This window comes from Agrobacterium sp. 20P9.1.2, from assembly GCF_057799395.1.
Genome location: NZ_JBYOKI010000002.1, coordinates 18,475 through 43,422 on the forward strand (window position 1 = coordinate 18,475; position 24,948 = coordinate 43,422).

General features: G+C 56.6%; 19 protein-coding genes. 2 read left to right on the plus strand and 17 right to left on the minus strand.

Annotated elements, in window-relative coordinates:
* Nucleotides 1-49 precede the first annotated feature (49 nt).
* On the plus strand, nucleotides 50-475 hold the full coding sequence (locus AC27VJ_RS05985; RefSeq protein WP_488683219.1) for a hypothetical protein: 426 nt from the start codon (nucleotides 50-52) through the stop codon (nucleotides 473-475).
* A 147-nt stretch (nucleotides 476-622) separates the two neighbouring features.
* Here the strand turns inward: AC27VJ_RS05985 and AC27VJ_RS05990 are convergent, their stop codons facing one another.
* The 11 genes from AC27VJ_RS05990 to AC27VJ_RS06040 all read right to left on the minus strand — a co-directional run bounded on the left by AC27VJ_RS05990 (nucleotide 623) and on the right by AC27VJ_RS06040 (nucleotide 13,798).
* The gene (locus tag AC27VJ_RS05990) at nucleotides 623-1,879 is read right to left on the minus strand and encodes an MFS transporter (protein ID WP_488683785.1); all 1,257 of its coding nucleotides are present in this window, start codon (nucleotides 1,877-1,879) and stop codon (nucleotides 623-625) included.
* Nucleotides 1,879-4,296 (minus strand): TonB-dependent siderophore receptor, encoded by a 2,418-nt coding sequence (locus tag AC27VJ_RS05995; RefSeq protein WP_488683220.1) that lies wholly within the window; start codon nucleotides 4,294-4,296, stop codon nucleotides 1,879-1,881. Before AC27VJ_RS05995 ends, AC27VJ_RS05990 begins: the two co-directional genes overlap by 1 nt.
* A 111-nt stretch (nucleotides 4,297-4,407) precedes the next feature.
* Complete coding sequence (locus AC27VJ_RS06000) at nucleotides 4,408-5,361, minus strand: FecR family protein (protein ID WP_488683221.1); 954 nt, start codon at nucleotides 5,359-5,361, stop codon at nucleotides 4,408-4,410.
* 81 nt (nucleotides 5,362-5,442) lie between these two features.
* Nucleotides 5,443-5,901, minus strand: a complete 459-nt coding sequence (locus AC27VJ_RS06005; RefSeq protein WP_488683222.1) for an RNA polymerase sigma factor — start codon at nucleotides 5,899-5,901, stop codon at nucleotides 5,443-5,445.
* Nucleotides 5,902-6,113: 212 nt separating this feature from the next.
* Complete coding sequence (locus tag AC27VJ_RS06010) at nucleotides 6,114-6,839, minus strand: SDR family oxidoreductase (RefSeq protein WP_488683223.1); 726 nt, start codon at nucleotides 6,837-6,839, stop codon at nucleotides 6,114-6,116.
* A 35-nt stretch (nucleotides 6,840-6,874) separates the two neighbouring features.
* The gene (locus AC27VJ_RS06015) at nucleotides 6,875-8,509 is read right to left on the minus strand and encodes an FGGY-family carbohydrate kinase (protein WP_488683224.1); all 1,635 of its coding nucleotides are present in this window, start codon (nucleotides 8,507-8,509) and stop codon (nucleotides 6,875-6,877) included.
* 69 nt (nucleotides 8,510-8,578) lie between these two features.
* Complete coding sequence (locus AC27VJ_RS06020; RefSeq protein ID WP_113085825.1) at nucleotides 8,579-9,310, minus strand: SDR family oxidoreductase; 732 nt, start codon at nucleotides 9,308-9,310, stop codon at nucleotides 8,579-8,581.
* Between the two features lie 38 nt (nucleotides 9,311-9,348).
* Nucleotides 9,349-10,332: an ABC transporter permease gene (locus tag AC27VJ_RS06025; protein WP_488683225.1), complete on the minus strand. Its 984-nt coding sequence runs from the start codon at nucleotides 10,330-10,332 to the stop codon at nucleotides 9,349-9,351.
* Complete coding sequence (locus AC27VJ_RS06030) at nucleotides 10,322-11,824, minus strand: sugar ABC transporter ATP-binding protein (protein WP_488683226.1); 1,503 nt, start codon at nucleotides 11,822-11,824, stop codon at nucleotides 10,322-10,324. Before AC27VJ_RS06030 ends, AC27VJ_RS06025 begins: the two co-directional genes overlap by 11 nt.
* Before the next feature lie 70 nt (nucleotides 11,825-11,894).
* Complete coding sequence (locus AC27VJ_RS06035) at nucleotides 11,895-12,806, minus strand: ABC transporter substrate-binding protein (RefSeq protein ID WP_488683227.1); 912 nt, start codon at nucleotides 12,804-12,806, stop codon at nucleotides 11,895-11,897.
* A 107-nt stretch (nucleotides 12,807-12,913) separates the two neighbouring features.
* Nucleotides 12,914-13,798, minus strand: a complete 885-nt coding sequence (locus tag AC27VJ_RS06040) for an AraC family transcriptional regulator (protein ID WP_062448434.1) — start codon at nucleotides 13,796-13,798, stop codon at nucleotides 12,914-12,916.
* A gap of 480 nt (nucleotides 13,799-14,278) precedes the next feature.
* Between AC27VJ_RS06040 and AC27VJ_RS06045 the strand changes: the two genes are divergently transcribed.
* Nucleotides 14,279-16,228, plus strand: coding sequence for an AI-2E family transporter (locus AC27VJ_RS06045; RefSeq protein WP_488683228.1), 1,950 nt, complete (start codon nucleotides 14,279-14,281; stop codon nucleotides 16,226-16,228).
* A gap of 55 nt (nucleotides 16,229-16,283) precedes the next feature.
* On the opposite strand, the gene AC27VJ_RS06050 is transcribed toward AC27VJ_RS06045, so the two are convergent.
* From AC27VJ_RS06050 to AC27VJ_RS06075, 6 genes are all read right to left on the minus strand, one after another.
* Complete coding sequence (locus AC27VJ_RS06050; protein WP_488683229.1) at nucleotides 16,284-18,029, minus strand: M14 family metallopeptidase; 1,746 nt, start codon at nucleotides 18,027-18,029, stop codon at nucleotides 16,284-16,286.
* Nucleotides 18,030-18,035: 6 nt separating this feature from the next.
* The gene (locus AC27VJ_RS06055; RefSeq protein ID WP_488683230.1) at nucleotides 18,036-18,884 is read right to left on the minus strand and encodes an ABC transporter permease; all 849 of its coding nucleotides are present in this window, start codon (nucleotides 18,882-18,884) and stop codon (nucleotides 18,036-18,038) included.
* Nucleotides 18,885-18,889: 5 nt separating this feature from the next.
* The gene (locus tag AC27VJ_RS06060; RefSeq protein WP_488683231.1) at nucleotides 18,890-19,813 is read right to left on the minus strand and encodes an ABC transporter permease; all 924 of its coding nucleotides are present in this window, start codon (nucleotides 19,811-19,813) and stop codon (nucleotides 18,890-18,892) included.
* 63 nt (nucleotides 19,814-19,876) lie between these two features.
* Nucleotides 19,877-21,409 carry an ABC transporter substrate-binding protein gene (locus AC27VJ_RS06065; RefSeq protein ID WP_488683232.1) on the minus strand — a complete coding sequence of 511 codons (1,533 nt, stop codon included), beginning with the start codon at nucleotides 21,407-21,409 and terminating at the stop codon, nucleotides 19,877-19,879.
* 41 nt (nucleotides 21,410-21,450) lie between these two features.
* Complete coding sequence (locus AC27VJ_RS06070; protein WP_488683233.1) at nucleotides 21,451-23,277, minus strand: ABC transporter ATP-binding protein; 1,827 nt, start codon at nucleotides 23,275-23,277, stop codon at nucleotides 21,451-21,453.
* A gap of 594 nt (nucleotides 23,278-23,871) precedes the next feature.
* A complete protein-coding gene (locus AC27VJ_RS06075; RefSeq protein WP_488683234.1) occupies nucleotides 23,872-24,939 on the minus strand; it encodes an ABC transporter ATP-binding protein in 1,068 nt (355 codons plus the stop codon).
* Between the last annotated feature and the right edge of the window lie 9 nt (nucleotides 24,940-24,948).

Consider the following 24,948-nt stretch of genomic DNA (forward strand, 5'->3'; position numbering starts at 1 on the left):
GGAACTTTGAGAGTTAAACTCGGTTTGGGAAGGAACCGGGAGCAACGCCATGCCTGACATCAAATCTCCAGCCGTACAATCACTCGAAGATGACGAACAGACAAAGCGCGACGAGCCTGACGCTCTAGACGTGGGGCTTGAGCGCACGTTCCCAGGCTTAAATCCTGTTTCAGCCACGACCACGGCAGTCACTGGTGCCGTGGCAACAGGCTCCGGCTATCTTGACGTCGGTCAGGCTACTGCGGCGCCTCTTGTGGATGAAGCTCTCGAAGCCGTAGCGATCCAGCACGATGACACCTACTCTGATGCCCGAGAAGGCGTCGCGGCGCTAAAAGGCGAACTAGAGACCGTGGCCTATCGCGGCGCAACAATGGCTGACAATGTCAGGGATCGCGTACGCGAGAGACCTATGCAGGCAGTCGGGATCGCCGCCTTGGTCGGCTTCATCTGGGGCATGACCTCCTCACGACGCTAGACCTGCCCTTGCTCTTTGCTAATCGTCTTTTGGCCACAGCTGTTCAAGTATCGCTTTAAGTTTTGCCTCTGCTTTGGTGTACAAAAACGGTCTGAATAGACCAGAGTCCTGCCTCAGAGCAGGCGCCACGTACCTTTGAAAGTTTGCTCAGCTTGATTGCTTTATATCCTTCACTGAATGACTGGGCCACTGGCGGCGTAACAGTGTTGATATGATCGGTATTGCGCAGCCCGAAACAACAGCGGCGACGATGAACGCCGTGTGATAGCCGAAGCGCTCCGCTATCGCACCCGAACCGATGCCGCCACCCATGCTGACGATTCCATCCATGCACTGGAATAGAGTAAAATCGACCCCAGCCTGCCGAGGGTCGGACCAGCCCATGAAACAGGCGTAAAGCGCAACAAAACCGATCGACATGACGCCAGAAGAGCTGGTCACAGCCACCATCATGACGATCCAATGCGCGGTTTCACGGTGAAGGCTAAACCACGCGAAGGCGCAGAGCAGAAAGATTTGGGCAGCAATCGACAGCGTCAGCACACGCGAGGGCCCATATAGGCGCACGAGAAGCCCCCCAAGCAGTGCACCGCCGAAACCGACAATCATGCTACCGGCTCCGTTGAATGTTCCTAATGTCGCCAGATCGAAGCCGTAATCCACAAGGAATGGTCCGAGCATCGCCAGCCCCCATTTTTGAGCTGCGACATAAACCGCTGCAATCACGAGGCCCCCGCGAATTTGAGGCCGCTTGAGTGCCAAGAAAATGGAGGGTGTGCTATCGCGGATCTCTACCCTTGCTTTCGAGGTAGGTCCGAAAACAAATGGCAACGCCAACAGTAACAAAAGGCCCGCCATGACCAATGTCGCGGCCTGCCACCCATAATAATCGACAAGTACAAGGAACAGGCCCGCGCCGATGGCGGAGCCAAGATAAGAACCTCCGACCTGAGCTGCGTTGCCCCAGCCGTGATGTTCGGCGGCGAGAGTTTCGACTGCGTAACCGTCACAGGCGATGTCGACCGTTGCTGTGACGACTGCGACCACGAACAGAATGGCGATTGCCATCATCACCGGTGATGGACCCGTGAACGCAAGAACCACAAGCCCACACGCGCAAAGGACGACACCCGCACCCACGATGATGCGGGATCGGTTTTTGCCCACCTTTGGCAATCGGTAACGCTCTATATGGGGCGACCAGAGAAATTTGAGCGCCCATGGCAGAACGACCAGATAAAGAAGACCGATCTGGTCGAGCGGAAGGCCAGCCATTCTTAAAACGGTTGGAAGACCGAGAAACGTCAATCCGCCGATGATGCTTTGCCCGATATAGAGACCTCCCACCGCCATGAAGACGGCAATGGGCGATGGCCTTTCAGGTCCAAAATTCTGCTGCATGATCAGAAGCGATACTTGACGCTGGCAACGACTTTTCTGCCTTCGTCATAGTAGCAAAAACCTGTCGTGCAGACCTGTTTGACATCATTGAGCAGATTGGTAGCGTTAACCTGCAGCTTGACGCCTTCGAGCGACGATATCGCTTTTCCGAGATCGTAGCGCAGCGATGCATCGACGAATGTTCGGGCTTCATTGTTGAGAACAGGCGTGTGCTGATTGTCCCCGAAGCTGGAGCCGACATACCGCACACCGGCACCAATGCCGAGCCCTTCAAGGGTGCCACTCTGGAACTCATAATCCGCCCACAGGGAGAAGGTATGGTAGGGCGTCGAATTCAGTTGCTTGCCCAGTGTTTCAGGAGTGAGCCGGGTGATTTCCACATCATTGTAGGAATAGGCGGCGATGGTGCTCCAGCCGTTGTCCAGCGAAGCGGTGGCTTCCAGTTCTATACCGCGTGACCGCAGATCGAGCTGGCGCAGCAGGTTCAGGCCCGAGGATGTTTCATAGACGGTGGCATTGTCCTGATCGATGTTGAAGAAAGCGGCACTGAACAAAGCGTTGTATTCAGGGAGGGCAAACTTGACGCCCAGTTCATATTGCTTGCCTTCCGTGGGCACGGCCTGTCCGGTGACGGAGCCGGTGGTGATGATGACACCAGGATTGGCAACGAAGGACGTACCGTAGCTGACATAGGACATCACGCCGTTGTCGAACACGTAACCCAGACTTGCCCGGCCTGTGGTTTTGGCGTCATCGCCTTCGTAGCTGGGTGCTGTGGCTCCGCCCACTGTCTGCGCGCGATATTCCGTATCCAGCCAGTCGTGGCGAATGCCTGCCGTCAGCCGCCATGCATCGATCTCGATCTGGTCCTGCGCGTAGATGCCGATAGTGTTCATGCGCTGTGTCAGCAAAAGGGATACGTCCGGCACATAGGTGAAACTGTCCGTGAAGGGCAGCGATCCACTACCCTGCTTGGACGTATAGGACATGTGGCTGAAATCCACGCCGGTCACCAATGTGTGTTTCGCCGGGCCGGTGTCGAACTCTGTCTTTATGAAGTTGTCGGCGGATATGCCGTCATTATCCTCCATGGTGATCCCGGGATAGCGGTCGAAAACCCATTGTTGGTCGGATGAGAGCCCTGAATATCGCGCCTTGCTGTAAAAGGTGACATTGTCGTTCAGTTCGTGTTGGAACTCGTAACCGATGCGCCACTGCTTCTGATCAAAGTCATTGAAGCGCTTGTCTCCACCATATACCGGCGTAGCGCCAATCGAGGTTCCGCTGGAACCGTAATTGTTGATATATCCCCACGTCCCGCCGGTGGTGCTGTCCATATATTCGCCGAGGATGGTCAGCTTGGTTCCATCGTCCGGTTGCCATGTGATCGCTGACGCAATGAACAGCCTGTCATCCTTGATAGCGCTGACCTCATTGCGGGCGTCGCGTGCTACACCTGTCAGCCGATAGAGAACGCTTTTGTCCTCGGTAACGGCGCCTGAAAGATCAAACGCAGCCTGAACTCTGCCGAAAGAGCCATATTGAACCTCGACTTCACGAAGGGTCTCCTCCGTTGGTCGCTTGGAGATGATATCGACAATGCCGCCGGAACTGCTGGCTCCATATATCGACGCGGCAGGGCCACGCAGAATGGATATGGCTTCGACACCATAAGGCTCAAGACGGGCACTGCCATTGGGGCTCGAGACCTGCCGCAGACCGTCGCGGAAGATGCCTGTCGTGGTCAAATCGATGCCCCGAACCTTGAAAGCGTCGAAGCGCGGCTCGGCACCGTACTGGCCTGCACGGACACCGGGTGTGTAACTGACGGCTTCCGTCAGGTTTTGCGGCTTGAGATCATCCAGTTGCTTGCGGCTGACCATCGACACGGACTGTGCCGTTTCTGCAATCGGTGTATCCGTCTTGGTGGCGGTGCGTCCCGATTTGGCAACATAGCCGTCCGTCTGCGCGATGCCCTCAACGCCATCTTCTCCAGCGCCCTGAACGACAATCGTTTCCAGAACCGTGGAGCCATTGGCACTTGCTGTGGTTTGATTTCCAGCCATTGAAGGATCGAAAATTCGAACGGTATTGGCGCCTGTGATCGAAAAGCTCAAACCGGAGCCGGCAAGAAGTTGGGTCACTGCGGCAGAAACGCTGAGGGGTCCCCGGACGCCGGATGTCATTTTGCCCTTGGTGATTGCGGAGGGGTAAAGCATACGCAAGTTGGCCTGCCGCCCAAGCGTGAGAATGGCGCTTTCCAACGGCCCGGCAGGAACCGACAGGGTGTTTGCTGCGGCTGCGGGAGCGGCGTTTTGAGCCTTGGCATATGTCGCTCCAGACACATCCGCGATCGACAGTCCAATCATCGCAGTCGTTGTTAGCCAGAGCGGCTTACGCACCCTCTTCGCAAAAGTCATTTCATGTCCCTTCCACACCTGATCAGCAGTTCACTGCGCAACGGCGCAATGCGTTCTGCTGACCTAGAGTGAAAAGCGGCCCGACATCCTGACGTGGTTTTCCAAAAAAAACTATTGGGAGCGGACGACAACCATCATGCCGGAGAGCCTCGTTACCGTGACAGGGAGATCGGCCTCCAGAATACGAAGCGCCTGATCGGTGTCCTTGAGATCGAAGATGCCGGAAACGTTCAGTCGCGCAGCCCGCTCATCGAGTACCACGATCCGGCCATGGCGATACTGCTCGAGGACTTTCAAAACCTCACGCAACGGCTGGCCGGAAAAAACGAGCTTGCCTTCGCGCCAAGCCGTGTTGTTGGCAACGTCCTGTTTGGAGCGAAGCAGCTTTCCATCGATGTCGCGCGTGACGACATCGCCTGCGCCCAACAGCGCGGCACCGGCTTGCGTCGCCACCTCGACCTGACCTTCCTCCACCTGAACTTCCTGCGGCAACGAGCCGTTTTCGGCCCGCACGGAGTAATGGGTTCCAAGCGCTTTTGCCGTCAATCCATCGCTATCGACGATGAAGGGACGTTGCGGATTTTTCGTCACATCGAAGAAAGCCTCGCCACGCAGAAGAACGATGCGGCGCTCCCGCGCCGTATAACGAATCTGGATAGCCGCATCGGTGTTGAGCGCCACCTGCGTCCCGTCTTCTAAAGTAACGACACGGGTTTCACCGACAGCCGTGTAATAATCCGCCTGCAAACGATCGACAACGCCGATTTGCTGGAACAGCAGAGCTGCCAAACTCAAAAGACAGATGACACCGAGGGTAATCGCCACGGCGCGGCTAGACGAAAGGCCCTTTCGATCGACAGGAAGGGGAACATGCACATCGCGCATATCACCCCACAGGCTTTTCATCTCGTCATAGGCGGGAGGATGCGAGGGATGCGATGCGAGCCATTGTTGAAACGCACTGTGATCCGTCTCTGTCGCATCGGATGACTGCATGCGCGCCACCCACAAGGCTGCCTCCTCGGCAAGACCATCATCCGGCAGGTCGCTGTGTTTTTTGCGCATGGAAAGATCGCCGTTCTCGTATCGGATCAAGTGTGCATCTTTATATAAAGAGTGAGAAAGACACGAGCGCCTGACGTTCTATCATAGATTTATTTTTGCGCGGGCTGCACGGCAGTGGAGTAGGGCTTTTATGATGTGCTTTTCCACCATATTTCGGGATATGCCGAGTCTGGCTGCGATTTCGCCATTGGAAAATCCATGAATGCGGCTCAGCACGAAAACCTGCTGGCAGCGTTTTGGCAAACTCTCAATCTCGCGCGCCATGATAATAAGATGTTGGCGTCCCGCGACAATTTGCTCTTGATCCGGCCTCTCACAGGGTATGGCAAGCCCGTCTTCCAAGGGGGTCGACAGCGTACGGTCCCGCGACTGCCGAATGATGGTTAATCGTGCAACAGATTTTGCGATCTGAAAAAGATACGCCCTCGGGTTTTCAATTAGGGTCGCTTGCGAGACCAGCAATGCGCGTAAAGCGGTCTCCTGCATTGCATCAGCTGCCTCTTCTCGGTCTCGAAGGCGTTGACGGAAAAAGCGGTTCAACCGGCCCTCTTCCTCCGTCGTCAAAAGGTGCAGCAATGATCTACTCATAAACGGACTTCACTCGACGGCTGCGGTCGCCTAACGCGACCAACTGCATCGATCTAAGCGCCATAATACATGATTATTATAATCATCTTTATAACGGCTTCAGCAATGAAGCTAGCCCAAAAAAGGCCACATCGAGTCGCGACGTCGATCTGAGGGCCATCCCGTCAAACCGCCAGAAAGCCCCCGTCAACGCTCAGAACAGCACCGTTGACCATGGCCGTATCTGGCGAAAGCAGCGCGGCAATCGTGCGCGCGACGTCGTCAACCTCGGCGAAGCGGCCGACTGGGTGGCGTACCATCATCGGCTGCGACTTGACCGGATCGCTCCAGGCGGCCATTGCGAGTTCGGTGAGCGTAATCGTCGGCGCGACGGCGTTGACGCGGATGCCGTGGGGGCCGAATTCCTTGGCGAAGACGCGCGTGGCACCTTCCAGCCCCGCTTTTGAGGCAGCGTAGCAGAGGTGCTCGGAAAAGCCGCGGTGCCCGGCGATGGAGGTGATGTTGACGATAGCCCCGCCGCCGCCAGCTGCAACACGCGCGCGGCCAAACTCCTGGCAGGTGATGAGGGCTGCCCGCAAGTTAATGCCCATGACGGCCTCGTAGCCCTCTTCCGTCATGTCGAAACTCGACTCCAGCACATTGATGCCAGCACTGTTGATGAGAAAATCCGCTGTTCCCGCTTGCGCCATGGCCCGGCGCGTCGCTGCCGGATCGGCGAGGTCAACGACAACCGAGCGACCGCCGATTTCAGCGCGCAGACTGTCGAGATCGGAGGCGGTGCGACTGAGGGCGACCACTTCTGCCCCTCGCTCCGACATGATTTTGGCACAGGCCCGGCCAATCCCTTTGCCGGCACCGGTGATGATGACGGATTTGCCTGAAAACTGCATGATGTCTCCTCCAGATATGCGCGTGATGCGGCGGGTTATTGCGAGCCTGCTCTCAACAATGGCTCGATGTCATCGCGCACCTCGCGCGCAAGGTTTTGAATTTTAAGGAAGGCCTTGTAGCGCGCCTCGTGCAGAGCATGCACAGGGCCAGAGGCAGGCTCACTGCGACCGGCAAGGCTCGACATGGCGGGCATGGCGGCCTGTAAATCGGGGTAAGTTCTCGCCGCGACGGCGGCCAGCATGGCAGAGCCCAACAGAACCGGCTCAGGGCATGCCGTTACCTCGACGGCAACGCCAGTCGCATCCGCCAGAATCTGGCGGGTCAGCTTGTGGGTTCCGGCACCGCCCGAAACTGAAATCGAGGAGATAGAGATGCCATGTTCTGCCTGCGTGTCGATGATCTGGCGCAGGCCGTAGCCGAGACCGCAAAGGCCTGCGATATACAGCGCCACCAGATTTTCAGAGCCGGCTTCCATTCCCAACCCCATCACGACCGCACGGGCTGAAGGATCGGCGAAGGGTGCGCGATTACCGAGAAACTCGGGAACGACGTTCAACTGACCCGCAAGAAACACCGATTGCGACGGATCATCGACCGACGCCAGTGCACGCCCGGCCAGCCATTGCGGCAGGCCAAGGCCTTCCCCTGCAGCCTCCAGCTTTGCTTTTTCCGCGTAGGGATGAAGGCTCAGCAACTGGTCAATTGCAGCGCCAGCAGCAGACTGGCCACCTTCGTTGAGCCACATGCCGGGCACCATGGCGGAGTAATACGGCCCCCAGACTCCCGGCACGGAAATTGGTTCTGACGTCGTGGTCATGGTGCAGGACGACGTGCCAAAGACATAACCGAGGCATGCGGCGGGGTTTTCTGCTCCGCCTCGCGCTGCCACGGTACCGATGCCGCCCGCATGCGCATCGATCAGCCCTGCCGCCACGGCAATGCCGGGTCGCAAACCCATCGCTTGTGCCGCCTCAAGGGTCAGGCCCGCGCCAAGTGGAGTACCGGGAGGAACGATGCGATCACCAATGCGGCTGAAGCCGTTAGAGGCGAGATCGTCCAGCCCAATGGCTTGGAAGTAGCTTTCGTCCCAGCGATCCTCATGAGCGAGATAAGTCCATTTGCAGGTGACCGTGCAGGATGAGCGCTCCAAAGCATCAGTCGCTTTCCAGGTCAGGAAATCGGTCAGATCAAAGAAATTCCGGGCACTTGAATAAATGTCAGGTCGGTTTTCTCTCAGCCAGAGCAGTTTCGGTGTTTGCATCTCCGGCGAGATGACCCCACCGACATAGGAAAGGACGGTATGTCCCATCGCGTTGATTCGTCGGGCCTGTCCTATCGCGCGATGGTCCATCCAGACGATGATGTCGCGTTCCGGGTGCTGCGGATCGCCGACACCGCCAGCGGCACCCTCGACCACCAGCGAGCAGGTTGCATCAAAACCCAACCCGGAAACAGAGGCGGGATCAATTCTGGCAGATGCGACGGCATCGCGAACCGCAACGCAGACGGAGTCCCATATCTGCGCGCTCGACTGCTCCACATGGCCATTGTCGTCGCGAAATATCAGGATGTCACGCTTGGCAGAGGCCAGCAAAGTGCCGACAGCATCAAAGACACCGGCCCGCGCGGACGCGGTGCCTACATCAACGCCAATAAAAAATCCGTCCATAACATCCTCCACTTATTAAGCTCGTCGCGCCATGTCGGCAGACCAAGCGCGACGACACCTTTATCATACTCAGACGCGGTCAAAATTGGTCGGCAACACCAGCATATCGCGGATGGTGACATTCCGATTGCGTGTCAGAATATACTCCACAGCATCTGCGACTTCCGAAGGTTCGATGATGCTACCCGACTCCTTTGCCTTGCGAAGGTTTTCTTCCGGCCAATCTGCCAGCAGTGCCGACAGCACGGGGCCCGGAGAAACCTGCGAGACGCGCACCCCATGCGGAATCATCTGGCGGCGCATGGTCTGAACGAAGCAGGTGACGGCCCATTTGGAGCCAGCATAGACCGGCTCCCAATGGGTCGGGTAATGCCCGGCAATCGAACTGGTGACAATGATGTCGCCGGTCTTGCGCTCGCTCATGTGCGGCACGACGGCATGAACGTTCTTCATGACCGCATTGATGTTGAGATTGAGCATGCGGTCAATCTCTTCGGCTGTGGTTTCGGTGAGATCGCCACCGATATAAGTGCCAGCGTTGCAATAGAGGATGTCGATGTGATCGACCTTCGCGAGAATCTCCGGCACCATTGCCGCGCAGCTTTCCGCGTCGAGCAGGTTGGTGACCTGCGGAATGGCGTTTTTGCCGAGTTTGGCGACAAGCTCATTCAGCGCCTTCTCGTTCCAGTCGACCATGACGACGGTGCAGCCATTTTCCAGCAGCTTTTCGGTGGTCGCTAGTCCTATGCCTGAGGCAGCGCCGGTTATGACGGCAATCTTGCCTTCCAGTGATTGAGCCATTTGGTTTCTCCTGTGATGTATGGTTGGAAGGTTTGCTTTCAGCGCCATTCGCGCGCGATGTAGATGGCGAGAAGGATGATAAAGCCGCGGATGATGTCCTGCAGATAGGGGTTGATGCCCATGAGGTTCAGGCCATTGTTGAGAATGCCAAGCAGCACCGCTCCGATCAGCGTCCCGAGGATCAAGCCGCGCCCGCCTGCAATCGCCGTACCGCCAAGAACGACGGCAGCGATGGCATCGAGTTCGAAACCAACACCCGCATTTGGCTGGCCGGACATCAGGCGGCCAGTCAGGATGATAGCGGCGAGGCCAGCGGTAAGGCCTGAGAGGGCGTAGACAGCAAGCTTGATACGCCCGGTTTTGACGCCGGAGAGTTTCGCGGCCGTCTCATTGCCGCCGATGGCATAGACGTGGCGCCCGAAGGCGGTGCGTTCCAATAGAACCCAAGCCAGTGCATAGACAATGACCATGGCGATCACCGGCACTGGAATGACACCGATGCGGCCAACGCCGAACCAGGAAATCCACGAGGGCAAGCCAGAGACCGGGTAACCGCCCGAATAGATCAGGCCTGCACCGCGGGCGATGCCCATCGTGGCAAGGGTGACGATGATGGCTGGCATGCGGCCCCATGCGACAAGAATGCCGTTGAACAGCCCGAGCCCGATCGCTAGAGCGACACCGGCGAGCAAACCGGCCCAGCCCGGCATGCCGAAATGCACCATAAGCCCAGCTGCAATCGTACCCGCCAGCGCCATGACCGCACCGACAGAAAGGTCGATGCCGCCCGTCAGGATGACGAAGGTCATGCCGACGGCGAGGATAGCGACGATGGAGACCTGTCTCAAAACATTGAGAATGTTCGACACGGAAAAGAAGTTGTCCGAGGCAAACCCCATCAGCAACGAGACGACGATCAAACCGGCCAGTGGCAGCGCCAGCGGGGAATGGATGATCGATTTCCAGATTGGCGTCGCGGCCTCTGCCTGAGCGCCGGTAATAGCGTCCGCATCATGCGACATGTCGTGTTCTCCCGGTTGTTGCGTGGGTCATTACCTCTTCGGAGGTGATTGCGTCGCCTTCCACGGTCGCGACGATGCCTCCCGAGCGGAAAACGCAGACCCGATCGGACATGCCGATCACTTCCGGCAGTTCCGACGAAATCATGATGATGGAATAGCCGCGCGCGGTGAAATCGCGCATGAGCTGGTAAATCTCGGTTTTGGCCCCGACATCGATGCCGCGCGTCGGCTCGTCAAAGATCAGCACCTTCATATTGTGGTTGATCCAACGCGCGATCACGACCTTCTGCTGATTACCGCCCGAGAGAGTATCCACCCGCACATGCGGGTTTGGCGCCTTGACCCGCACACTTTGCATCGCCGCGCGGGTATCGTTTAGCTCGCGGCTGCGGTTGATGAAGAAATGCCCGAGAAGATATTTGCCGTAATTGTTGAGCGAGACGTTATGCAGAATGGGGAAGCTGGTGATCAGCCCCTGTTCCTTCCGGCTTTCTGGCAGAAGGCCGATACCGGCAGCCAGCGCTTCGGAAGTGTCGGCAAAGCGTATCTCCACGCCATTCATCTGCAGCCTGCAGCGCGCGGCAGGATAGGCACCCAGCGTGGCCAGCGCCGTTTCCGTTCGCCCCGAGCCGACCAGACCGGCAAAACCTAAAATTTCCCCTGCCCTCAATTGGAAACTGGAAACAGGGCCGCCCTTGGCGAGCTGGACTTCCTCGACATCGAGTACAACGTTGGCGTCGGCAGAGATGACTGGCTTTGGCGGAAAACTGTTCTCGATCCGGCGCCCAACCATCATCTCGACAAGCCGCGACTGATCCACCTCGGCAACGTCGCAGGAGGCGACATATTCGCCATCACGAAGCACGGTGATGCGGTCGCATATCTCGAAGATTTCCTCCAGGTGATGCGAGATGAAGATGATGGCAACGCCCTGCGCGCGAAGGCTTCTCATCACCCGGAAAAGGTGCTCGACTTCGGCAGGCGTCAGCGTCGCGGTCGGCTCGTCCAGTACAAGGATACGGGCATCGAGCGCCAGCGCCTTGGCAATTTCGACGAATTGCTGTTCCGCCACCGAAAGGCTGCGAATGGGTACACCGAGCGGAATGGTGATGCCAAGCTGCTTCATGATATCGCCAGCACGTTTGCGCATAGCGGCCCGCTTCATGAAACCAAGGCCGTTGCTGAGTTCGCGCGCCAGAAACATGTTTTCGACCGCGTTCAGATAGGGAACCAGCGAAAACTCCTGAAAAACGACCCCGATGCCTGCATCGATGGCCTCGTTGTAGTCAGCGAACTGACGTGCCTCGCCATCGATCCGGATTTCGCCTTCGCTGGGCTTGAGAATACCGCACAGGATTTTCATCAGCGTGGATTTGCCGGCACCGTTCTCGCCCAGGAGAGCATGAACCTCGCCCGCCTGCACGGTGAGATCGACACCGTGCAGAACCTCGATTTTGCCGAAGCTTTTCTTGATGCCTTTTAACTCGAGCATCGTTTCCTCCCGCAATTGAATGGATAGGGATCACCCCCGCCCTGTGGCGAGGGTGACGCTCGGGAGGCGCTTACCAGCTGAAATCGGCAGCGTTTTCCTTGGTGACGGGGCGCACATCGATCGGTACTTCCTTCGGCACCACACGCGCGCCCCACTTCTGGGCAAGCGCCATGGCAAGGCCGACGCGCACCTGGTCGCGTGGGAACTGTGCCGTCGTCTGAACGAACTGCGTGCCATCGGCGATAGCCTTGACGGCCTCCGGTGCGCCATCGACCGATGTCAACTTGACGTCACGGCCAGAACCCTGAATGGCGGCAAGAGCGCCCATAGCGCCGCCGTCATTGACGGAGAAGATGCCCTTCAGGTTAGGACGCGATTGCAGCATGTTTTCGACCACGCCGAGAGCGACCGAGCGATCCTGGCGACCGTTTTGTGTATCGACCAGCTTGATGCCCTTGAATTCGGCAAGGGCTTCCTTGCAGCCTTCGACACGCTGCAGGATCGGCACGACAGGGATTCCGTCGAGGATCGCAACTTCACCTTCTCCGTTAATCGCCTTGCCGAGTGCCTGGCATGACTGGTAACCGGCATCCTTGTTTTTCGATCCGACGAACGTATCGACCGGACCGTTGGCATTGGCATCCACCGCAACGACGATAACGTTCTGCGCCTTCGCCGCCTGCACCGCAGCTTCAACGCCAGCGGAGTCTGTTGGGTTGAGAAGCAGAATGTCGATCTTCTGCTGCAGCATATCCTCAACGTCGGAAATCTGCTTGGCAACGTCATGTGCGGCATCGGTAACGATCACCTCTGCGCCGATGGATTTTGCCGCCTCATCCAGCGCTTCCTTCATCGATACGAAATACGGATTGTTCATTTCCTGAAAGGTCATGCCGATCTTGAGCTTGGCATCCTGCGCAAGAGCCGAACTTGCGGCCAGTGTGGCGACGGCAATCGACAACGCGGTCAGTGTCTTTTTCATCCCGGTTTCCTCCCTTTGGACGACGACAGGCAAAGCCTGTCCGTTTCCGGAAAGCACCACGCTTCCCGAATTGCTGTTCCCCGCGAAGGGGTATGGACGTGTTTCGTTTATCCCGCGGCTTTAAAGGCTCCGTTGGCGTTGAAAGTGGCGCGGAATTGCGAGGGCGGCATTCCTTTCAGTTTCTGGAAATGCCGGTTGAAATTGGACAGGTTCGAAAAGCCGATCTCGTAGCAGATTTCGGCAATTTTCGTTTCAGGCCGAGTCAACAGCGCCAGGCAGGCGAGATCGACCCGCAGTTGATTGCGGTAGCGCACCAATGTCGTGCCGGTGTGCCGTTTGAAGGCCCGAGAAAACGAACTTGGACTGTGGCCAACCATCTCGGCCAGATCGCGCTCATCAATGTCGTCTGTCAAATGCTCGCGCAGATAAGCGATCGCGCGGTTGACACCGCACTCATGGATGTTTGACAGATCGAGTTCATAACTTAAGCTGGCCAGAACTTCCGGCTCCGGCGCGGTCGCCAGCACATCAAGGATTTCCCAGAACAGGGCCAATCGCTTGAGGCCGCGCGTCTCAATCAGCGTCTCGATCAGCGGTCGCACCGCATCGCTGGTGTCCTTGTCAAAGAGCAAGCCGCGGCGACTACGCTCCAAAAGCGGAGAAATCGCCTCCATCTCCACCATACCAGCAATGCTATCCTCGACGAATTTCTGAGGGAACTGGATGACAAGCGAACGCGCAGGCACGATCTCATCCGGCTCGATCTCGGAAATCCAGTTTTGTGGCAGGTTGGGGCCGGTAACGATCAACTGCCCCGGCTCGAAGCGGCCGATGTGATCGCCGATATAGAAGCGGCCAGAGGTCGCGACGACCAGATGTATTTCGTATTCAGGATGATAGTGCCAGCGAACGGTGCGAAATGGATAGCCGTGCGTCCATGCAGCGAAGGATTCGCCTTTGCGGATATGGACGAGTTCCAGATCGGGTTGCACAGCGTCTCCTCCTACCGAGCGCGAAAAACGAATGACCAAAAATGCAAACCTCCGATTTTGCATATTCAGTCAACGGGAGGATATTAAGCACTGATTTTCCTGCGCATCTACATCACCGCGGAGTTTAAGCTGATACTTTTTTGACGCTGCACTGCGCAATAACGTGATGGTGATGGGCACGCTATCAGGTCTCCAAATTGCAGCCGCCGTGTTACCGTTCCTATGACCTATCTAAGACTTGACCGCAATCTCGTCACTTGTCGCGGTTTCAGTACGTGCCGGAACATCAGTATTTGCGTTCATAAGCAGATATCTAAAGGAACTGTATTCAAAGACGCACGTTTATCGGTTCGCATGCAGCATTCACGCTGATTGCGCCTCACGCACTCAAGACCTTCTCGCCAAAGCTATCGCACATCTGCGGGTGCCCTTTGTCGCCCTGGTCCACGTTGAGAACGAGGGTTAATGGCGGGGAAGAAAATGGAATTTCCGAAGACGATAGTCCCGGTACGATCAGCAGCGGTTGATTACAAGCCTGACACTGTTCCAAGCACCACACTGTCCGGTAAAACCATCCTTATCCTGATTGGCGTGGCGTTTCTGCTGCGGGTTGGACAGGAGATTTTTGTCCCTCTAGCCCTGTCGCTGCTTCTCTCTTTTACCCTTGCACCCATCGTGTCATTCCTGCGCAAGCGGTCGATCCCTAAAATTCTGGCGGTCATTCTTGCTGTCTTGTCGGCTTTCTGCGCGATCGCTCTTTTCAGCTTCGTCGTCGCTACTCAGGTAGCAAACCTTGCCGAAAACATTCCCACATATCAGCGCAACATTGTGAGCAAGGTCCAACTGCTCGCTCAGGCGGGCTCTGGAAATGGTGTGCTCGACCATCTCAGCAAGGTGGTTGAAAAAGTGGGTGCCGAGATACAGGTACGAGCCGTTGAAAGCCAAGACGCTTCAGCGCCTGACGCGACAACGCGGGAACCTATGCCGGTTGAAATCGTCTCGCGCACCAACCCGTTGCAGACCCTCGGCAACCTTATCCTTCCGCTGATCAGTCCATTTGCCACGGCAGGTCTTGTTATTGTGCTCGTCATCTTCATGCTTCTGGAGCGCGAAGACCTGCGTGACAGGTTTATCCGTCTCGTTGGCTTGAGCGATCTGCATCGAACGACAGCAGCGCTTCAAGACGCTGGAAAACGCGTGGGCAAATACCTGCTCATGCAACTGGTCGTGAATGCGCTTTACGCCTTGCCCATCACACTTGGCTTGTGGATTCTCGGAATTCCCAACGCTATTCTTTGGGGACTGCTGACGCTCGTCCTGAGGTTTGTGCCTTACATCGGCCCGGTCATCGGCATGGTTCTTCCACTGTTTCTAGCTTTGGCAATAGCACCCGGCTGGTCGCTGGTTGCCTGGGTTGCAGCGTTGTTCTTGACGACAGAGCTTGTGAGCAACAACGTGATCGAGCCTTGGCTTTATGGTTCGCATACGGGATTGTCTCCCTTGGCAATCATTGTTTCAGCTATTTTCTGGTCTTGGCTGTGGGGACCGCTTGGATTGATGCTGTCGACACCACTCACCGTCTGTCTTGTCGTTCTCGGTCGCTACGTCCCCCAGTTCGGATTTCTTGATGTTCTGCTCGGAAACGAACCTGTCCTTGAGCTTCACGAGAAACTCTATCAACGGCTTCTGGCTGGCGATCCGAACGAGGCCACCGACACTGCCGAAGAATATCTAAAGCAGGAATATCTCGTCGATTATTACGACAAGGTCGGCCTTCCTGCCCTTCTTCTCGGTGAGATGGATCGGCAGCGCGGCGTTATGTCTGAACCACAGATCGCGTTGTTTTCCTCAAGTTCGATGACACTCGTCGAAAATCTTTCTGACATCGCCGACGAGGAGGAGAATGAAGACGACGAAGCTGTGAGCGCAACACCATCTACACTGCCCGATGACGCAGATTTGCCTGATGGACAAGGCCAGTCGGTACTATGTATCGGTGGTCGCGGAGCTATCGATGACGCAGCATCCACGATGTTATCGCAGGTTATTGAGGTTCAAGGTGCCAAAGTCGTAGTCGCGAGCCATGCGGTTCTGAGCGAAAGAAGGTCGCTCGAATCGAACATCGAAAATATCGATACCGTCGTGGTCTCATTCCTCAACGGCAATTCCAAATCCCATGCGCGCCAGATCGTTCGTCGCCTGAAGCGACTGAACGCCCTGATACGGGTCGGCATACTTATTCCAATGGCGAATGGTCAGAGCTATGCTCAAATCACGGCCGACGAAATCGGCGCTGACTTTGTGGCCATGTCATTGAGTGAAGCCACAAAACTGGCGCTAACGCAAACAGCACCAACAAAACTGGTGACTGTTGTACGAAAGGTAAGCCGTCCGAGACTGGGGCCGACAAAGCCGATTGTGGCGGCTTAGTCTAACCTGTTTCGCCAGACAAACCGTATCGAAGTCGAGGTAGACTTCGATAGGTCTAAACGCCTGATAGCTCCCGAGAGACTGTCATGATCTCCTGCCACGCCTCATACGCGGACATCACCGTCTGCATCTGCGCGGTATGGCCAGCGATGAAGTCTTCGCCGTAGATCGTTTCGTCTGGATATTCCGTGATCAGCGTCATCGGAACAGTGTGACGGTCATCTATCGATGACAGGCACGGAAACCCGTTGATAATGCGGAAGCCGGTTTCGCCCGCGTGGATTTCGTAAAGCGCTATCTGGCGATCATTATAATCAAGTAGTCCCGGGATGGTGCCGAGATGGCGGGTGACTTTATCCAGCAACGCCTCGGCCTGCTCGGTCCAACCGGCGTGGTGGCGCACCACAAGGAAGAAGCCCTTTGGCAAGGTCCACATCGCGAAATTACGCGGGACGTAACCCGAAAGAGGACGGGTCCATTCGTGCGAGGGGTAGCCGTGCAGATTTACATGCAGGGTAGCACCGCTCAAATCCTGTGCTTTGAAGCGGATTTCCTTTTCATTGAGATGGGTACCTGAATTTTCGAGTGTTCGATACTCGAGGTCATCACCCAATGCCGTGTAACGCGCAGCGTGATGCATATGGCGTGGATTATCGACGCGAAGGCGTTGGTGGATCGCGTAGCCATCCGGGTTCTCAAGCGGCGAAATCGTGAAATGGGCACCGGCTTTTGTTTTCAGTTCCCGCGCCGCACGCAGAGCGCCGACGATGCCTGTCGTTTCGTTCGGATGCTGCCCGCCGCTGATCATGACGGCAGCGTCGCTTCCGCTGACATAGCGTGCCGTTACCTGTCGGCCTGATCTGGCGCGAGCAGTGAACTCTTCGCCGCCTATCTCTTTCAGGAGATTTGATATCTGATCTGTCGATAAAGGGGCAGCGGCTGTTTCGATCGTTTGATCCGCGCTATCCAGAAATCCCGTGCCCAAGAGCCAGGTTTCGATACGCACGGAAATTTCCGCATCGCTTTTGATGACCTCAGGTACGATCTGGCCAGGTTTCAGGCCGCGATCTCCGAGTGGGCGACCGGATTTCTTTTGGAAGAATTCGAGAAGCGAGAAGTAGAAATCCTCATGCAGGGCTTCCCGCAGGCTGACCACTTCGTCGCCGATGGCAAGAGGTAGATCTTCCGATGGGTAATGGACGCGGATGTTGAGTTCTTCGAAATAGGGCTCATCACTTCCCCAATCGTGGTCTGCGACCGCGTTAATAGCGCTCTCGAACAGACGCTCATAGTCCGTTTCCAACCGATCACCGACCTCATCTCCGCCTTTGCGCAGCCAGCCGGTTGGCGAGACATTGGTTTCCCCGACGACATCGACATGAACGCGATTGGGTGCCAACACCTTCAGCGTTTCCGTGCCCGTTTCGCGCGTCAGCACCGCGTCATAGACAAATTCGCCGTCTTCGCGCGGCACGAAGTCGATTTTGACGTCCCCAACAAGAGCAGCCAGTGGATAGGCCTCGAGCCGGAAACGGTTTGCCGGTGCTGCTGGGTGGACGGGATATGCGATCTGGATACTCTCGACTCCTGCCAGATCGATCTCTTCCAGAAAACTGTGAAGCAAAGGCTTGTAGGCGCTACGAATACGAGCCGTGATGCCCTTTTCGGCAAGACGCCGCTCGGCATCGCGCCTGCTTTTCACATCATCGAAGGTCCAGGCTTCCAGTGACTGACCGGGGACCGCCTGCTTGACCAAAATATCAAGTGTGCGCTCAAACGTCTGGCTGAAAATCTCTGTCATCTTACTTTACCTTGAGGTTCTGCCGGTCGGGTCGAGGCTATCGCGAAGCCAATCGCCTAGAAGATTGAGGCCAAGCACGGTGAGCAGAATCGCCAGACCGGGGAAGACGCTAACCCACCATGCAATCTGCAGATAAGTGCGGCCATCCGCCAGCATGCCGCCCCAGCTTGGAATAGTCGGATCGACGCCCATGCCAAGAAATGTCAGGCTGCTTTCCAGAAGGATGTTGTTGGCGACGTTCAAGGTCATCAAAACGATGACCGGGCCAACGAGGTTTGGCAGCAGATGTTGAAAGATGATGCGCCAGTCTTTAACGCCTATAGCGCGTGCAGACAGGATGAATTCCCGCTCACGCAACGTCAGAACCGAGCCACGCACAAGGCGGGCATATTGCACCCACTGCGAAACGATCAGCAAAATGATGGTATTGGTCAGGCTGCCGCCGACAATGGCGATGAAGGTGATGGCCAAAAGAATGAAGGGCATGGCGAGCTGGATGTCAGCAAAGCGCATGACGACCATGTCCCAAAAGCCGCGATAGTAGCCAGCAATCAAGCCCATCAGCACGCCGAAAACGACGGCGCCGATGACGGACGTAAAGCCCACGAGCAGCGAAATCTTGCCCCCTGCCACGACACGCGCCAGAACATCGCGCCCCAAGGGGTCCGTGCCGAATGGGTGTGCCGCTGTGGTAAACGGTTTTGCCAGCCGCGCCATCAGATCGATCTTGTCTGCACCACCGGGAAAAAGCACGTCGGACAGAAGCACGGCAGCGCAGATGACGACGGTCAAGGTCGCGCCCAACACGAATTCAAGGCTGTAGAACCGCGAAAGGCGGGAGGTTTTGGTGGCCATGTCGGTTACTCCGTGCGGATACGGGGATCGACCAGCCCATAGGCGATATCGACCAGAAGATTGATGCCGACGATCATCAGCGACAGCACGGTAATGACGGCCTGCAACACGGGATAATCGCGCGCGCCGACAGCATCGAAGGCCAGCGAACCCATGCCTGGCCAGTTGAACACCCGCTCAATAACCACAATGCCACCCAGCAACCCGCCAAACTGCAAGCCGAAATAGGTGATCAGAGGAATGGCGCAATTGCGCAGCGCGTGTTTGTACAGAACCTTGCTTTCGCTCAAGCCCTTAGCGCGCGCAACCATGATGTATTGTGATTGTAGCGTATCCAGCATCGCCGTGCGGACAAGACGCACATTGGTGGCGGTTAGGATGACGCCCATTGTCAATGCGGGCATAATGTAGCTGACAGCGCCACCCATACCACTGGGCGGCAGCCAACCAAGCGTGATCGAAAACAGCAGGACCAGCATCAGCGCAAGCCAGAAATTCGGGAACGACAGGCCGAGCAGCGAGAAAATACGGATCGCCTGATCGACGCCTTTGCCTTTCGACGTCGCAGCCTTGATGCCGAGCGGGATGGACAAGGCAATCGAGACAACCATGGAGATGAAAGCCAGCATCAATGTTGCCGGCAGCGCATCAGCGATCAGTCGCGAAACGGGCGTGCTGCCGACGAAGCTTTTGCCCAGATCGAATGTAACGAGGCCTTTGAGGAAGTTCAGATACTGCACGAAGAACGGCTGATCCGTGCCAAGCGCCACACGAATGCGCGCAAGGTCCTCCTCCGTCATACTGCCGCCGCCCTGAAACATGGTCACGGCTGGGTCGCCGGTCAGGCGGATGGCGAATGAGACGAGCAGCGTGATGGCGATGACGACGAAAAACGCCTGCAACAATCGCTTGATGAGGAAACCGGCCACGTTCTTTTCCTTGCAAAGGGGATGGTGACGCCGCCCCGTGAGAGCGGCGTCAAACATTCATTATTACTCGACGGTGACGTCGGTCAGTTTCAGGCGGTTGTCCGGTGGGGCGACGAAGCCCTTGACCTTTTTGCTGACGCCGTAAATCGCGTTGGTATTGTAAAGCGGCAGCTCGAGAGCCTTCTCGGCAGTCGCTTTGCCGATTTCCTTCAGGATGCGCTCACGCTCTGCGCGGTCCGTCAGCGGGCGCTGGGATTCCAGCAACTTGTCCAGCGCAGCGTCCTTTTCGTAAGGGTTCCACTTTTCACCGGAGTGGTACATGGAATAGGCGGTGTTGTCGTAATCGAAGGTCCAGCCGCCCCACTTCTGCTGGAACATGGCTCCGGTCTTGCCCTGCGGAATGATGTCATTCAGCAGAACGTTGGTTTCGTAAGGCTTGATGGTCGCGGTGATACCGACCATCTGGAGATAACTGGCGATGACCTGAGTGACCTCGTTCATCGTCGCGTCATTGCCACGAATATCGATCTGCACCGTTGCACCCGGCTTGACGCCAGCCTCTGCCAAAAGCTTCTTCGCACCTTCAGGATCGTAAGGCAGCGGCTTTAGTTCGGGATCGTAACCGAAGGACAGCGCGCCCTGGAAGCTTGCGATCTCGGAGCCCTGTCCAGCCAGGATCGACTTGACGATGGTGGCACGATCGACAGCCATGATGATCGCCTTGCGAACCTTCGGATCGGCCGTGATGCCATCACGTGTGTTGAAGCGCAGCGCATCGACCGTTGGGCCGGGAACGCTGACGATCTCAAGATTGGAATCGGCCTGAATAACCGGCAACATGCCGATTGGGATGGTCGGTGGAATGACGAGATCGACGCGACCAGCCTGCAGCTCGGCCACGGCTGTCGCTGGCTCGGAAATGAAGCGGTAGTCGAGCTCAGACAGCTTCGGCGCGCCGCCCCAGTAATCTGCGTTGGCCTCGAGCTTGATGTTCACCTTCGGCGCATAGGACACGAATTTAAACGCACCCGTACCGACCGGATTGGTGTTGAAGTTGTCCTCACCCTTTTCCTGAATGTATTTCGGCGGCACGATCATCGCGCCGTATCCGGCAAGCTTCGTCAGCAGAACCGGATCGGGGGCTTTCAGCTTCATGTCCACAGTGTTTTCGTCGATGATCTCGACGCTTTCGATGGCGGTATAGTTGGAACGCTGCGGCCCCTTCGCACCCTGTTCGCCCAGCAGACGATCAAAGGTGAACCTCACGGCTTCGGCGTTGAATGGCTCGCCATTGTGGAACTTGACGTTCTGGCGAAGCTTGAAGCGAATACGCTTGCCTTCGTCCAGCTCTTCCCAGGACTCAGCCAGACCTGGCACGAGCTTCAGATCCGGGCCACGATAGGTCAGGCCATCAAAGATGTTCGTTGCAACGGCAGCCCACTGAACCAGAAACGTATCGATAGGGTCCCAGCTGCCCGGATCCTGCGGCGTGGAAATCGTCATTTTTCCGGCAGCGAATGCCGGTGCGGCAGTGAACGCCACGCTTGACAGGGCAAGCGCCACAAAGGCCGTCAGTCCCCTATTTGTTCTGGTCATTGATCTGTTCCTCTCAGATAGATGCGATTTTTCGCGGTTTTTCAGGCGCTTCTTGCAACGAAGTGGCCTGGATTGATTTCCTCGTGAGCGAGAATGGCAGGCTCATCGCCAACGCGACGAACGGGATTTGGAATTTCACCCTCGATCATTGCCGTATGCCTGACGGCGGCGGGATCAGCGACCGGGACCGCGGACAGCAGGCGGCGCGTATAATCATGCATCGGCGTCTCAAAGACCTGCCGACGGCTACCCAGTTCCATGATCTGGCCGAGATAGAGCACCGCAACGCGATGGCTAATCTTCTCAACGACAGCCATATCGTGGCTGATAAAGAGGTAGGCCAGACCGCGCTCGGCCTGTAAATCCATAAACAGATTGATGATCTGGGCCTGAATGGAGACATCGAGCGCCGACAGCGCTTCATCGGCAATGATCAGCTTTGGATCGGAGGCCAATGCGCGCGCAATGCAGACACGCTGACGCTGTCCGCCCGAGAACTCGTGCGGATAACGCTCGGCTACATCAGAGCTGAGGCCAACGCGTTCCAGCAACTCATCCACCCGGCGGCGAACCGCCTTGCTGCCGGAGATCAGGCCATGGGTATTGATCGGCTCGGCAATCGAAAAGCCGACGGTCTTGCGCGGGTCGAGCGAGGCAAACGGGTCCTGGAAGATGTACTGAACTTCCTGCCGCATGCGAAAACGTTCTGCCGCAGACATGGACGCATAGCTGCGTCCTCCAAATTCGATCTCACCGCCCATGGATGACTGAAGCTGCTGAATCGTGCGGCCGATGGTCGATTTGCCGGAACCGGATTCACCGACCAACGCCAAAGTCTCACCCGGATGAATGTCAAAACTAACATTCTGGACGGCACTAAGACGGTGGGTCGCCTTGCCAAACAGGTTCTTCTTCACATCGAACCGAACCAGCAAATCCTTGACCGACAAAAGCGGCTTTTCGTCGTATTTTGCGGTGTCCTGAACCCGCTCATCTCCGATGATTTTCGGCTTGCCATCTTCCAGTACGGTCAGAGGCTTGCGCTTGGGGAAATCTTCACCGGTCATGCTGCCAAGACGTGGCACGGCTGAGAGAAGCATGCGGGTATAGGGATGTTGCGGGTTGGCGAATATCTGGCCCACAGGGCCCTCCTCCACCTTCTTGCCCTTCCACATCACGACCACGTCGTCGGCCATTTCGGCAACAACGCCCATGTCGTGCGTAATGAAGACCATGCCCATGCCAAGGTCTTTTTGCAGGTCGCGCATGATGTTGAGGATTTGCGCCTGAATGGTAACATCGAGCGCGGTCGTCGGCTCATCTGCGATGAGAAGCTTCGGACGGCAGGCGAGCGCCATGGCGATCATTACGCGCTGGCGCATACCACCGGACAATTGGTGGGGATAGCGTCCCAGAAGCGCTGTCGCATCCGGCAAGCGCACCATGTCAAGAAGCCTGCGCGCCTCCGCAGATGCCGCTGCCTTCCCCATTTTCTCGTGAAGCATCAGGACTTCGCAAATCTGATCACCGACGGTGAAAACCGGATTGAGCGAGGTCATCGGCTCCTGAAAGATCATGGCGATGTCTTTGCCCCTGATGGAGCGCATGTCTTTCTGCGAAACCTGAAGCAGGTTCTTCTCACCGAACATGATCCGTCCGGTCGGAAATTTCGCACCCATCATGTCCGCCAGACGCATGGTCGAAAGCGAAGTGATCGACTTTCCTGAACCAGACTCCCCGACGATAGCCACGGTCTTGCCAGCAGCAACCGAAAAGGAAAGATCATCGACAACGCGGCTGGCGCCAAACTCGACACTCAACCCTTCAACCGAAAGGAGCGGCGTGAGTTTGTCCATTGCGTTCGTCATGTCTGCGTCTCCGGCGGCGCTTGCGCGGTCTGATTCAATTCCGTGCCCGTCGCCGGGATGAAAACACGAGACTAAAACCAAGCCCGCATTTACCACCCGAACCACGAAAACAGGAACTGACTTGCTAATTAAGACGCTACCAAAGTAGGACAATCATGTCTATACTGTTGAACAATATTCTATCATTGCCTAACAAGTAAGCATTTGAACAGCTGGCGGGCACGGTGCCGTTTTCCACACCGAGCGAATTGCAATGAGATTTTGTGGTTATTAAGGAGCCGCGTAGAGAAACTGCGCGCCCGTTAACACGTCATGATTGAAGCGCGAAGTGATGGAAAAGGCAATTGGCGTTCTATGAAGATAGAAGCGCCATGCGGCCAATACGCAATAATTTGACCGTGTCGGCTGAGCGGTAATGCGAGTGGACGTTATAAACATCCATAGCAGGCTAACCACTCCGCGATGTCGGATAGATCAGCGGCGTCAATGCTGTTAGTCGGCGCTGGACGTTAGCGGCAGCTAGCGCGACCCAGAAACCGGAGCATTCAACGCCGATGAACCAGTGATCAAGCGTCGTGAAAGATCAATACCGATCTAAACGTCAAGCCGCTGCTGCGTCGTCAAGTCAAAGAAATGGACGTTCGTCGTTTTGAACGACAAGTTCACGGACTGGCCCGGTTCAAGGGTTACCCTGTCTCGAACAATCCAGGTCAATTCTTGTCCATCGACTTCTACCAGGACATGCGTTTCAGACCCTGTTGGTTCAATGAGTTTGACGACGGCCTTAAGCCCTCCCTGCTCCGCGCCCATCGAAATGTCTTCGGGTCGAATGCCAAGCATGATCGATGACCCAACCTTCTCTCGAGGTGTTTTGGACAATTCGACCTGCGAGCCGCCCTTGAGCGCCATGACGTCGCCGTCTTTCAACGTGCCTTCGAGGAAGTTCATAGCGGGCGATCCGAGAAAGCCAGCAACGAAAATGTTCTTTGGACGGTCGTAAAGTTCAAGCGGCGTTCCGATCTGCTCGACCCGCCCGCCTTGCAGCACGACGATCTTGTCGGCCATGGTCATCGCTTCGATCTGATCGTGGGTGACATAAACGATCGTGGTCTTCAGGCGTTGATGAAGCGCCTTGATTTCCGCACGCATTTTCACGCGCAATTTTGCATCCAGGTTGGACAGAGGTTCGTCAAAAAGGAAGACTTTCGGATCGCGCACGATTGCACGTCCCATCGCCACACGCTGGCGCTGGCCACCCGACAACTGGCCGGGTTTGCGTTGTAAAAGCGGCTCAAGCCCAAGGATTGCCGCTGCCTCGCTGACTTTTTTCTCGATGTCCGGCTTTTTGACACCAGCCAGTTCGAGTGCGAAACCCATATTCTGGGCTACGGTCATTTGTGGATAGAGCGCATAGTTTTGAAAGACCATTGCGATATCGCGGTCCTTCGGCTGAAGGTTGTTGACCACTTTGCCGTCAATGCTGATCTGCCCGCCGGAGATATCCTCCAGCCCAGCGATCATGCGCAGCAAGGTAGACTTACCGCATCCGGATGGGCCGACCAGGATAACGAATTCACCATCGGCTATTTCGACATCCACTCCGTGGATGATGTTGACGGCACCGAAGGATTTCTTGACGTTGCTTATGTTCAAGCTAGACATATCTGCCCT

What these genes read in the sequence shown, in the direction of transcription:
- AC27VJ_RS06075 (WP_488683234.1), bottom strand. Translation starts at nt 24,939, where the DNA reads ATGTCTAGCTTGAACATAAGCAACGTCAAGAAATCCTTCGGTGCCGTC.
- AC27VJ_RS06065 (WP_488683232.1), bottom strand. Translation starts at nt 21,409, where the DNA reads ATGACCAGAACAAATAGGGGACTGACGGCCTTTGTGGCGCTTGCCCTG.
- AC27VJ_RS06070 (WP_488683233.1), bottom strand. Translation starts at nt 23,277, where the DNA reads ATGACGAACGCAATGGACAAACTCACGCCGCTCCTTTCGGTTGAAGGG.
- AC27VJ_RS06020 (WP_113085825.1), bottom strand. Translation starts at nt 9,310, where the DNA reads ATGGCTCAATCACTGGAAGGCAAGATTGCCGTCATAACCGGCGCTGCC.
- AC27VJ_RS06055 (WP_488683230.1), bottom strand. Translation starts at nt 18,884, where the DNA reads ATGGCCACCAAAACCTCCCGCCTTTCGCGGTTCTACAGCCTTGAATTC.
- AC27VJ_RS06030 (WP_488683226.1), bottom strand. Translation starts at nt 11,824, where the DNA reads ATGCTCGAGTTAAAAGGCATCAAGAAAAGCTTCGGCAAAATCGAGGTT.
- AC27VJ_RS06010 (WP_488683223.1), bottom strand. Translation starts at nt 6,839, where the DNA reads ATGCAGTTTTCAGGCAAATCCGTCATCATCACCGGTGCCGGCAAAGGG.
- AC27VJ_RS06035 (WP_488683227.1), bottom strand. Translation starts at nt 12,806, where the DNA reads ATGAAAAAGACACTGACCGCGTTGTCGATTGCCGTCGCCACACTGGCC.
- AC27VJ_RS06025 (WP_488683225.1), bottom strand. Translation starts at nt 10,332, where the DNA reads ATGTCGCATGATGCGGACGCTATTACCGGCGCTCAGGCAGAGGCCGCG.
- AC27VJ_RS06015 (WP_488683224.1), bottom strand. Translation starts at nt 8,509, where the DNA reads ATGGACGGATTTTTTATTGGCGTTGATGTAGGCACCGCGTCCGCGCGG.
- AC27VJ_RS06050 (WP_488683229.1), bottom strand. Translation starts at nt 18,029, where the DNA reads ATGACAGAGATTTTCAGCCAGACGTTTGAGCGCACACTTGATATTTTG.
- AC27VJ_RS05995 (WP_488683220.1), bottom strand. Translation starts at nt 4,296, where the DNA reads ATGACTTTTGCGAAGAGGGTGCGTAAGCCGCTCTGGCTAACAACGACT.
- AC27VJ_RS06045 (WP_488683228.1), top strand. Translation starts at nt 14,279, where the DNA reads ATGGAATTTCCGAAGACGATAGTCCCGGTACGATCAGCAGCGGTTGAT.
- AC27VJ_RS06000 (WP_488683221.1), bottom strand. Translation starts at nt 5,361, where the DNA reads ATGCGCAAAAAACACAGCGACCTGCCGGATGATGGTCTTGCCGAGGAG.
- AC27VJ_RS05985 (WP_488683219.1), top strand. Translation starts at nt 50, where the DNA reads ATGCCTGACATCAAATCTCCAGCCGTACAATCACTCGAAGATGACGAA.